10 protein-coding genes are annotated in these 11,490 nt (G+C 39.9%); 6 read left to right on the top strand and 4 right to left on the bottom strand.

The window, feature by feature from the left end; all coding sequences use genetic code 11:
- Positions 1 to 5: 5 nt before the first annotated feature.
- Positions 6 to 800, bottom strand: a complete 795-nt coding sequence (locus QNI22_RS20140) for a hypothetical protein (RefSeq protein WP_314513425.1) — start codon at positions 798 to 800, stop codon at positions 6 to 8.
- A gap of 514 nt (positions 801 to 1,314) precedes the next feature.
- On the opposite strand from QNI22_RS20140, the gene QNI22_RS20135 reads away from it, so the two are divergent.
- Positions 1,315 to 1,845, top strand: a complete 531-nt coding sequence (locus tag QNI22_RS20135; protein ID WP_314513423.1) for a molybdopterin-dependent oxidoreductase — start codon at positions 1,315 to 1,317, stop codon at positions 1,843 to 1,845.
- Positions 1,846 to 1,943: 98 nt separating this feature from the next.
- Here the strand turns inward: QNI22_RS20135 and QNI22_RS20130 are convergent, their stop codons facing one another.
- Positions 1,944 to 3,221 carry an Nramp family divalent metal transporter gene (locus tag QNI22_RS20130; protein ID WP_390904958.1) on the bottom strand — a complete coding sequence of 426 codons (1,278 nt, stop codon included), beginning with the start codon at positions 3,219 to 3,221 and terminating at the stop codon, positions 1,944 to 1,946.
- A gap of 312 nt (positions 3,222 to 3,533) precedes the next feature.
- On the opposite strand from QNI22_RS20130, the gene QNI22_RS20125 reads away from it, so the two are divergent.
- Positions 3,534 to 4,190: a metal-dependent transcriptional regulator gene (locus tag QNI22_RS20125; RefSeq protein ID WP_313989475.1), complete on the top strand. Its 657-nt coding sequence runs from the start codon at positions 3,534 to 3,536 to the stop codon at positions 4,188 to 4,190.
- Positions 4,191 to 4,225: 35 nt separating this feature from the next.
- Here the strand turns inward: QNI22_RS20125 and QNI22_RS20120 are convergent, their stop codons facing one another.
- A complete protein-coding gene (locus QNI22_RS20120) occupies positions 4,226 to 4,867 on the bottom strand; it encodes a response regulator (RefSeq protein WP_313989476.1) in 642 nt (213 codons plus the stop codon).
- A gap of 181 nt (positions 4,868 to 5,048) precedes the next feature.
- A complete protein-coding gene (locus QNI22_RS20115; RefSeq protein ID WP_314513418.1) occupies positions 5,049 to 8,081 on the bottom strand; it encodes a sensor histidine kinase in 3,033 nt (1,010 codons plus the stop codon).
- 697 nt (positions 8,082 to 8,778) lie between these two features.
- Here QNI22_RS20115 and QNI22_RS20110 point away from each other — a divergent pair.
- From QNI22_RS20110 to tssD, 4 genes are all read left to right on the top strand, one after another.
- On the top strand, positions 8,779 to 9,072 hold the full coding sequence (locus QNI22_RS20110) for a PAAR domain-containing protein (protein ID WP_313989479.1): 294 nt from the start codon (positions 8,779 to 8,781) through the stop codon (positions 9,070 to 9,072).
- Positions 9,073 to 9,108: 36 nt separating this feature from the next.
- Positions 9,109 to 9,555, top strand: a complete 447-nt coding sequence (locus QNI22_RS20105) for a hypothetical protein (RefSeq protein ID WP_313989480.1) — start codon at positions 9,109 to 9,111, stop codon at positions 9,553 to 9,555.
- Positions 9,556 to 9,622: 67 nt separating this feature from the next.
- Positions 9,623 to 10,993: a DUF5458 family protein gene (locus QNI22_RS20100; protein WP_313989482.1), complete on the top strand. Its 1,371-nt coding sequence runs from the start codon at positions 9,623 to 9,625 to the stop codon at positions 10,991 to 10,993.
- A 113-nt stretch (positions 10,994 to 11,106) separates the two neighbouring features.
- The gene (tssD, locus tag QNI22_RS20095) at positions 11,107 to 11,478 is read left to right on the top strand and encodes a type VI secretion system tube protein TssD (RefSeq protein WP_313989484.1); all 372 of its coding nucleotides are present in this window, start codon (positions 11,107 to 11,109) and stop codon (positions 11,476 to 11,478) included.
- Positions 11,479 to 11,490: the final 12 nt, after the last annotated feature.

Raw genomic sequence — 11,490 nt, 5'->3', positions numbered from 1 at the left:
GTAAATCAGATCTGATGGATTTTTAACCCACTATTTCGGTAGTGAACATATGATGGATAGGAAATGAATGCTTTCATATAAGAGCAAAGCCTTGTTTTATGAGAGGTTGGTTTTTTACAGATTCTGAATAAAGGATCTGATTGAGTAAGAATGTTGGGGGAATTTTGTGGACGGGTATATGTCTGAATGGTAATATGTGATATATTTTCAGGTATAGAGGATGAAGTTCTGGTCAGAGAGATAGGTTTCTCTACGGACTGAATTGTTTGAGATAGGGTAGTAGTTTGAGCAGAGATCTGCTTTATGAGCTTCACAAAGTGTAATGCCTTGAATAGTTCAAAGTCTATAAACTTGTATTGCTCTGCCTGTTCAAGCTTTTTCCAGATATCATAGGCTGCCTTGATGCGAATACGTACCTGATCGCGTTTCATCTCTTTCAACACATACTTAGCTGCGTTATCCTTGTCTTTTTTCTTTTCCAGCACAGCCAAATGGTATTCATTGCGTTTGTAACTGACATTGGCTTCTTTATACTCTTTTTCTGCTTTTTTGAGTTGCTTGTCTCTTTCTTTAGAAGCTGGTTTTGCTTCCAGTTCTGCTTTTTGCTGGGTCGTGTGAGCCAATAGACTTGTCAGCAGTGCTTGGTTGGCAAGAGATTGTTCCTCATCTTTTTGAATGGCTTTGATACGTTGTGCCATTCGGAACAGTTGATGGTTCAGGCGGGCTTCATAAACTAGTAGTCCATAATATTCAGATTTGTATTTGCGAATAGCGGTTGTATTAGTGTGATAACGAGGCATATAGATTGTAAATAGTTAGTCGTTTATTGAGTGAATTATTTACCTTAAATATACCTGAATCCAACCTAGCATCCAAAAATATCAGAATAACGCTCAGACTTCATTGTCAGGAAGTTATAGTGTTTTTTGAAAAATATTTTTGCTATTCCTTCAGTGTGAATCTGAAGAGGCAATCCTAAAAGTTTGTGTGTTCTGAAAGAAGAAAAATAGGCGGATTGACAGGGTATCTACCTCTCATCCAATTCGTAAAGGAGAATATAAATTAATCGGTATATTTGCAAGGAAATAACGACGGGATTATTATCCTTTATACAGAGATGTAGTATGTTTGATCACATATTAATGGAATGATTATCGACATGATAGCAGAAGTATGTCAGACATAAAAGATACCACAATTTTAATCCACAGGTATTTTATTAATCTGGTTATCAATAATTCGTAATATCAAGTCAGATGCCTGCGAAAGGAGTTATGACTTTCCTGTTCTTTCCTCTAACTTTTGAAAAGCTCCATGAAGAACATACTTCTTATTTCGTCTGTAATGACTCTTCTGGTAAATTTTGTGCTAGTGTCTGTAATGGCACAAACACCCCCCGCTACTACTAAATCAGCAACAGGGCAAGTAGCTTTAAAAATTGAAGGGGAAGTTGGCAAGTCTCTGCAATTGACTACCGAAGACCTGCGTAAAATGCCTGTAACAGAAGTCAAAGCCAAGGACAAGGGGGACAAAGAAAGAAAGTTTATAGGTGTACCTTTGGGCGAGATACTGAAGGCGGCTCAGGTTACAGTAGGGGCTCAACTACGGGGGAAAAACCTGGTTAAGTATGTTCTGGTAAAAGCAGCAGATGGATATGAAGCTTTATTTTCACTACCTGAACTAGATAGCGAGTTTACTACTGCGTCTGTGTTTCTGGTTTTTGAAGCCGATGGTAAGCCACTGGCAACAGGTGAAGGGCCTTATCGGTTGGTCGTGCCAGGAGAGAAGAAACATGCCCGCTGGGTACGGGAAGTTACTACTATTCAGGTGGCCTTTGCAAAATAGATACACCTAAACAAAAAAGCAGTTGCACGTATGTGCAACTGCTCAGGCATCAAGAAACGCATAGATTCAAAAAAGCTGTAGTAAGCTACGCGGCATAGTTATATTTCAAACAATACCTGAAACAACAGGTATAGGTTTAATACGATAATGATAGAGGCTACAATCCATGTGATAGTGGTTAATAGCGGGCTATTAACAAATTTTCCCATCTTTGCTTTGCTACTGGTAAATATAACCAACGGAACCACTGCAAAGCTCAACTGAAGTGACAATACCACCTGACTGAAAACCAATAGTTGTGCAGTGCCTCTTTCTCCATAAAGGAATGCTACCCACAAGGCAGGAATAATCGCAATCCCTCTGGTTACTAAGCGACGTAGCCATGGCTTCAGACGCAGGTTCAGAAAACCTTCCATTACAATCTGTCCAGCCAATGTTCCTGTGAGTGTAGCATTTAATCCACTTGCTAGCAACGCAATACCAAATACAATAGCTGCCCATTTGGCTCCTAATAACGGATCAAGCAAATGATAAGCATCTCCAATATCCGCTACAGTGTGATTACCAGAAAAGTGAAATGCTGCTGCCGCTACAATCAGAATAGATGCATTGATCAGAAAGGCAATAAAAAGGGATCCTGTTGAGTCAATACTCGCGAAACGAATGGCTTCCTTTTTTCCTTTTTCTGTATCTGAAAACTTACGCATTTTGGCTACACTGGAGTGTAGATATAAATTGTGTGGCATTACTGTAGCTCCCAGAATACCTATTGCGATATACAGCATACTAGGATTTGTTACAATCTGTGCACTTGGTATAAATCCTTTACTTAATTGAGCAATATCTGGCTGTGAAAGTAAAATCTCGTAACCAAAGCATAGGATGATAATAAAGATGATCCCACCTACTGTACGTTCCAATGCCTGAAAACCTTTGTGCTGCAATAATAGTAAAAGCATCACATCCGCTATCGTGATCAGTACTCCAATACTAAGAGGAATATTAAAAAGCAGGTTAATTGCCAGTGCTGCACCAATGATCTCCGCAAGGTCGGTCGCAATAATAGCAATCTCACATAGCACCCACAAAAATATCGTAACACCTTTGGAATAGGATTCCCGGCAGGCCTGAGCTAAGTCATGACCTGTTACAATACCTAATTTAAGAGCCAGATATTGCAAAATCATAGCAAAAATACTGGAAAGGCCTATGACCGAAAGCAGAGAATAGCCAAACTGTGAACCTCCTGCTATATCGGTAGCCCAGTTGCCCGGGTCCATATATCCTACTGCAACCAATAATCCCGGACCAATAAAAGCTTTTAGCTTACTCCAGAACCCTTTACTTTCGTCTATCGTGATGCATTCTGATGCCATTGAGTCCACTTGCGACGTCTGTACTGTATTAACAGTTTGGGAGGCAATGGTTTGGGGCATAGATACCGAGGTAAGAAATTCTTTTACTTTTGTATTCACTTTTATGTATGGTTTTATTGCGCTTCTAATTTTAAGTAAATCTATAATAGAAAATGCATTTATCAAAACAATTTTTTAGGTTTGTCTAAATTTTAATTATAAAATATATTTCGACTACCTTTGCTATCAAGAATTTTGTCAGAGTTCTGACGAAGCGGAATGAACCCTATATACCGTTACTAATCAGAGTTCTGCAAAGAAAAACAGAAGCAAATGGTTTCATTTACAGAAGAAAACTATCTAAAAATCATCTATAAGCTTTGTGCTTCCGGTGATAATGGCGCTACCACCAACGCTATTGCTCAATTAACCCAAACTAAACCGTCATCGGTATCTGACATGCTCAAAAAAATGTCGGACCGCCAGTTAGTTGATTATAAAAAATACCAAGGTGTTAGTTTAACAGAAGAAGGCGAAAGACTGGCATTACGGGTGATTCGCCGACATCGTTTATGGGAAGTATTTCTGGTTGAAAAACTAAGTTTTGCCTGGGATGAAGTCCATGAACTGGCAGAAGAACTGGAGCATATTGAATCTGAGCAACTGATTATCCGGCTTGATGAGTTTTTAGGCTTTCCCCAATTTGATCCGCATGGAGATCCCATTCCAGACCAACATGGTAAGATTACCAAGGTAAAGAAAATAAAGCTGACTCACATAGAGGAAGGTTTACAATACAAAATTGTAGGTATGGAAGATACCTCAGATGCTTTTCTGCAATACCTGACCAAAATAGGAATGGATTTGTCGAGTAAAGTTACGTTAGTGGAAAAGATTGAATTCGATCAATCAATGGTACTGAATATCAACGGAAAATCCACTACAGTATCTCATAAGTTTACAGAGAATGTATGGGTGAGTGAGTTGTAAAAAAGATTACAGGTTCATATAAAAGCGATTTGGGGTTAAGCCTGAATAATCTTCTCCCGAATCGCTTTGGCAACTGCCTCTGGTCCACACTGAACATGTAGTTTTTGATAGATGTTCTTCAAATGACGGCGAACGGTTTCAATAGAGATTGAAAACTCAATTCCAATCATACGATAGGTATATCCTTTAGCTAGTAATTCCAACACCTGACGTTCTCGTGGGGTGACATTGTATTCACTAGATGTACGTAAAGGCTGATGAAAGGTTTGCAATACCTTTCTCGCAACACCAGGCGACATAGGTCCTCCTCCTTCATATACATCCATAATAGATTGAATCAGGTGCATGGATGTATCTTTTTTGAGTAAGTATCCATCTGCTCCATTGCTCAGACAGGTAAATAATTTTTCATCATCATCAAATACTGTATGCATCAATACCCGAATGCTTACATCATACTCCTTCACTATCCGGATTCCTTCTATGCCATTTACTTCCGGCATGTCTATATCCATGACAATTACATGTGGTTTGTAGTGGCGTATATCCCAGTAAATATTGCTGCAATTTGCATAAGATCCTTTGAGTATCAGCCCCTCTGTATTGCCTATCAGCATTTCCAGCAAAGACCTTAACTTGTCGTTATCTTCATAAATGGCTACATGAATCGGATACATAAGAAGAATAAGAATAAAGATATAACTAGTTAACCAATATGTATGAAAGACAACTGTGACTATATGTCTGTCTTTGAAGGATACAATAAGTGAACGTGTATTTGTAAAATACTACGCAGATACAAATGAACTCTTAACAAAGAAAGCAGAGTATATGCAGGATGTCAATAACCCTTTTTGGTCAATGTATAACAGGAAATTGTAGTCGAATAGTTGTACCCTGACCTAAGGCTGAACGGATAGATAGAGCTCCTTTTAGATTCTCAGCTCGTTTTTGCAGATTTCGTAAACCATTCCGGTCCTGATGGCTAGCAGGGTCAAATCCTATCCCATTATCTTCTATAAGCATTTGTAGCTGATGATGGTTGACTGTAATGGTTATTCGGGCATGACTGCAATGGGCATACTTAACCAGGTTATTTATCGCTTCTTTGAATATGAGATAAAAGTCCCGTCGTTTCTCCATTTCAAGTTTCAGGTTTTCGATTGAATCAGGAACCTGAATATGATAGTTTATATTCCGCGCTTCCAGTAATTCTGACGCATATCGGACCATTCGTGATACAAGTATGGACAGTTCATCATTGTGAGGATTTATGCTCCAGACAATATCATCCATGGAACTGCTGATACGATGTACCTCTTCCATCATTTTGTCCAGAAACGGAGAAGACACAGCAGGGTTTTGAAGGTTCTGTTTTACCATCATTCCCATAATGCTAATACCACTTAATGACGAGCCAATTTCATCATGCAGATCGGCAGAAATCCTGTTTCTGACATGTTGCAATTGCAAAATCTGTTGTACCCTGTAATGATAAAGTGCATATAGAAGTGTGAGGATAGCTACTGCCATCATAATACGGAACCACCAGGTTTCGTAAAAAGCGGGTAAAATCGTGATATGTATGCTGGTAATATGAGGGTTCCAGTTCCCAAAGGCATCACCTGCTTTCAGGCGCAGTGTATAGGAACCAGGATCTAGATTCGTATAATAAGCCACATGTGCCGAACCACTTTGATGCCATTTTTCTTCAAAGCCTTCCAGTAAATAAGCATACTGGTTGTTTTGTAGCTTGGTGTAATTTAAGGCAACAAAGTTGACAGTAAAGGCATTGTCATGTCTTTCGAGTTTGATAGGCTGAGTGAAATCTGTCTGTAAAACCTTATCATGTACCTGAAAACTGCTGATTGCCAATGTAGGTAATACAGGCTTTTTCATCAGATTGGAGACATTTACAATGTCAAATCCATTTTTTTGTCCAATCAGGAGTTCCTTTTTATTGGGTGTGGTAAAGACACGTCGCAGTGTATTGTTTTGTGAGAGCCCGTCATTGATAGTGAAGCGGATAATTCGTTTAGTGAAAGGATTATAACAATGTAATCCTTCAAAGTTACCAATCCAGATATTGCCTAAAGTGTCTTCTGCAATTCCGTTGTTCTCTCTGTCATATAGTCCATCTTTGCTGGTAAGTAGGGTAAGTAGGTTGCCTTTGGAATCAGTTTCTGTAATACTACCCCAGCGGGCAGCCCATATATGTCCCTGATGATCCTCATAGATGGAATTAACAGTCTGATCAAAACCGGGATTATTTTTGATCGCGATAGAATCCAAACTTACAAATCGTTTTTGTTTTTCATCTGCAAGGTATAGTCCCTGATAGGTTGCAAGCCACACACGTCCTTGCCTATCCTGATATAGATCATTAATCAGATTACTATTGTGTTGAAACTGTTGCTGGGCTACTTTGCTCCAGGGAGTTACATCCCTGGTTGTCTTTGTATCTAATACATGAATACCTTCATCTGAGTTGCCGATCCAGAGACGTTGCGATTTGTCAAAGAATCCATACATAAAGAAGGACACAGAATAAAACGGAATGGTTGAACGTGCTAGCGGTGTATCCAGAAATCTATCTGAGCCAGGATCATATACAAATAGTCCTCCCCGTTTATAATCCCATCGGTTCACTCCAATCCAAAGTATACCATCTGGTCGCTGGTCAATCCAGGTAATCTCCGCCTGATGCAGATTCTGTGGGAAGTGTATGTGTTTAAACTGTCCACTTTTTCGGTTCCAATGCAGTAAGCCCTGACGAGATAGCCCCAACCAGAAGCTTTGACCAGTAGAGTCACGTTGGTCTGGTGTAATGACATTAACTGTTACTGAAAATTGAAGGAGATTGACAGGTAGCTGAACTTTATGAATAAGGTTACTTTGTGGATGGTATTTCAAAATGCCTTCTGATGTGCAGACCCATACAATGCCATTGGTTTTTTCCCGAAAAATATAATAGACATTATAGGCATCTGGAAACAGATTAGTAAAGTCATAGAATTTTTGTTGTTCAGGGCGATATACCCATAGTCTTTCATGGGTACCAACCCACAAAATTCTTTGATTATTCTCATCAAACCCTTCTCGGACACAGGTAATGGCCAAAGGTCTGTTCATATCCTGAAATGTCTGATAGGTATTTGTGTGAGGATTATACTGAATGAGACCGCGATTCTCTGACCCTAACCACAGCATACCTTTAGAATCCACACATCCTTTGGTAAAAACAATCGGATCACTTCTTCCAGGTACTTTGCTATCCGCACCCAGGACGCAGACAAATGTATCTTTGTTACGATCATATCTGAATAAACCGTTATCTGTACAGATTGCCCATAGTGTATGCTGGCTGTCTTCAAGAAACGATGCTTTTATCCATACATAATTTGTCTGGCGCAAAGGATAATACTTGGTTTTATGAGTAGTCAAATCCATCTGATTTATCCCTTGCATATCACTATACCATCCTTTACCATATGAATCAATAAAGAAAGATCCTGATTGTGGCCCTGAAGGTGTATGACCTGGCTTATACAAGGATTGCATGTTCATAGAGTTGGATTTGATCTGGCAGATTCCATTTCGGTCACTGGAAATCCAGATCGTATTCTGAGAGTCAGCTGCTATGCCTGTGACAAGATTGGTTTCCGGTGTGAGGAAAGACCGGAAAGTAGATCCATCGTATCGGGTAGGGCATGTGCGGGTACCAAACCACATAAATCCCTGTTTGTCTTGGGTGGCAAAATAGGTTGTATTACTGGGCAGTCCGTCCTGAATAGTAATAGTTTCAAATGAGACAGATGGTAGCTGCGCATGAACCAACGAACTGAGGAATACAAATAATAGCCAGCCTTTATAATAAAATGTATTTGTCATTAAGGAGTTTGTAAGTTGTATCTGAGTGGTACAACTGCTTATACGAAAATAGTAAATAAATGCCTGATTTTATATGTTCCGCCTATCTGACTTGTGTATAAAAGGGTATATATGTTTACTTATCCTCTTATAATTCCTCTTTTCCCCATTAAGCAGGTCAAATTATGTGTATAAAGGGTTATTGAAGACCTTCTCTGCAATCCCGTACTTAGTACATACAAAAAGGATGAAAAATCAGCGATCAGATTAGAGGAGTTTTCTAGAGGTCCGGAAATAAAGAAAAATATCTTCCTGTTCCCTGAAAGGATCACTCACTCTCTATCTTCTTAGAAAGTTCATTCCTTCGTTGTCCTTCTGAAAGAATCCTGTGACAAATAGAGTTGTGTTTACTTTCTGAGAGAAAATAATTCCAAAAGTAAAGGCCGCCGGTCTTGTCACGAGATCCTTTCAGGAGGACCGGGAGGGAGAGAATCCTTTCTGAAGGACATCGAAGGGAGAAGGACCTTACAGGACAGGAATAGAGAATGATACTTCCAGAATGATAGGATGAGGGTATATTTTTTCAGGATATGTCACAAGAAAAAGAAAAAAAGAATCCTGAAAATAAAGTGTGTATAAAGGGTTAGTTACATAGCCAAAATACACACTTACTAAAGTATATAAACCAGAAATTGTTTACAACCAGCTAATTATAATTATGTCGAAGCCTGCCGCTCGCATTGGTGATATGCATACCTGCCCGATGATAACGGTGCTGGTGCCACACGTAGGAGGACCTGTAATGGGTCCGGGAATGCCTACTGTTTTAATTGGTAGTATGCCCGCTGCTGTAATGGGAGATATGTGTACTTGTGTGGGCCCTCCCGATAGTATTATACTTGGATCTGCTACAGTTTTGATAGGTGGAAAGCCCGCAGCCCGGATGGGTGACATGACCGCACATGGCGGCCTGATTGTGCTGGGCTGCCCTACAGTTCTGATAGGTGGATAAAACAATATATTCTTTTACTCTCTAACCCTTACAATCATGTTTGACTATGGCATTGGCGGACAGGAACGCAAAATTAATGTAAGTGAAGGTATTACCGATATTCCGCAAAACCGGACACTGCTTGTTGAGAAACTTACCGATGAGCCTCCGATCCAACCGGAGATTGTATATGATCTGAAAAATGTTACAGATGTATTTGAGCATTTTCAACCTGAGAAAGAAGTTGAATTTACAGATGAACAAGGAAGTACATTTACGGAGACACTCCGATTCCGAAGTGTAGCTGACTTTGGCAAACAAGGTCTACTCAGTCAGAGTGAATTTCTGCAAAATCTGAATCTACAGTTTGAAGATTTCCAGAAATATGTTCGACAGCTCAAATCCAATAAAATTCTGAAGACTTTGCTGGAAAATCCAGAAGCAAAGGCAGCTTACCTTGCTGCTCTTCAGCAAGCCATCAAAGAACTGGAAGAAGGAGAATAGCCCCTTACTTTCTCACTTAAAATGATTTACCAGTCAGCAATCTAACTCTCATTAACTACAAATCACTATGGCTGAGGCAAAAGAAAATCTTCAGGCAGGACAATTGGCTGTAAAGGAACAGTTGCCTGCTATTTCACTGGAACAGGCAGGACAGAAATTAGCTAAATACGGTGGCTTTGGTATTCTGGAAACTACTATTGATGGATTACAAAACCTGAATCCTGAGAAGAAAGCCCGTAAACGCATCTTTTTAACGGATGAGTCTAAAAAGGCAGAAAGAGAAGCATTAAAGAAAAGACTGAGGCTGCTTTCTGATCTGATTAGCAGTGCTGAGACTGTGCCCGAACTTATCGAAAAAGCAACCGAAAAATCTGAAACCGCTACTCAGTTACTCACCCAAAATCTAAGTAATGCGTTTGCATCCGTTCGAGACTTGGAACGGTCTTATCGTTCGGTGGCTAATTTCTTTAAGAATGCGGATCAGGACAAGTTAAAGAATGTGTCGATCATGAACGCTGACATGGAGCAAGTCACCAATCTGGAAAACACTACCTTCATTGATGCGATTACAGAGGAGATTGAGAAAAACTATGATCGGCTGGACCTGCGGGATAACTATTCACTGCTGGTATTACCAGGATATCTGGGATCTAAAAAAGTAGTAGATAAATGGGCTCGTATTGCCAATAAGAATAAAGTTATGCTGGTGACAGACTTTGAGCACCTCGATGCTCCGGAAGATGTGATAGATCTGTTTGACTCAGCTCAGCTTACAGGAGGAGATGCGTATCTGTCGAATGTGGTTATGACCTGTAACTGGTTGGTGGGAAGAGGAAGATACCAGGAAGTACAAGAAGAAGAGGACTTATATGTGCCTCCATCAACAGCACTGGCAGGTCGGATATACAGCACACTGATGTCACAGGTGACTGCTGGGCGCAAGCATGGGTCATTGTTTGAAGTAGATGGAGTACGATTCCAATTGAAGAAAAGTGAAATCAGTGAAATTGAAAAGTTAGGACTAATTCCCATGGTGGCGGAATACGGAAAGGTAATGCCATTTGCTGCCAAGACTCTTTTCAGTGGGGATAATATTGGTTTGCAGACTTACTCGGTAGTGCGAGTATTTGATTACATCACCAAAGTACTGATTGATTTTCTGAATCGCAGAGCTTTTGAAAACTTCAATGTCAATACCCGGATGGATATTCAGAAGCAGATTACCCGCTTCTTGGATAGTGTAACAGGGCCTGGTAAACTGATCGAAAAATTTAAGGTGCTTCGGTTTGAACAGGACCCTCAGAAGAAAGACCGTATTTATCTGGACATTCATATGGTTCCTTATTTTCCTGCCAAGACGTTTGTAATCAAACTGGATGGTCAAAAAGGAGATGATCCGGATTCTGCTGACTGGAAGGCTGACTATCAGCAACAATAATCAGGATATTTTATAGACAGATAGTAAAATGGGAATGCCAGATCCAAACGGCCTTGTGGTTCCCATCTGAAAACATATTGCCGATAGTTTACATAAATCAGATTTCAATCTTTATGTCATTCAAAGCCTATCTTCTTTTCGATGGAGAACAGTATGAACTCACAGCATGCCATGTGACCGTCCATCGTAAAGCCAATGTCAAGGGGCAGCCTGCATCCAAACCACTCTGGATCATATTTGTTGTGATGGACTCAATGGATGATACCAAAATAACCGAGTGGATGGTAAATCCTCATTTGCAGAAAGATGGAGAAATAGAAATATATAAAACGGATGAAGATGCTAAACTCAAGGTGATTTCTTTTCAGAAAGCATACTGTGTAAACATGATTGACAACTTCTATACAGACGTCTCCTTTATGAAGTGTTCTCTTCAGATTGTTGGAGAACAGATCTCTATAGGTGAAGCGACTCTGATAGTCTAAGTAGGTATTGAC

This window comes from Xanthocytophaga agilis, assembly GCF_030068605.1.
Classification (GTDB): Bacteria; Bacteroidota; Bacteroidia; order Cytophagales; family 172606-1; genus Xanthocytophaga; species Xanthocytophaga agilis.
Note: the sequence above shows the minus strand (reverse complement) of the source record. Positions and strands in the feature narration are given on the sequence as shown.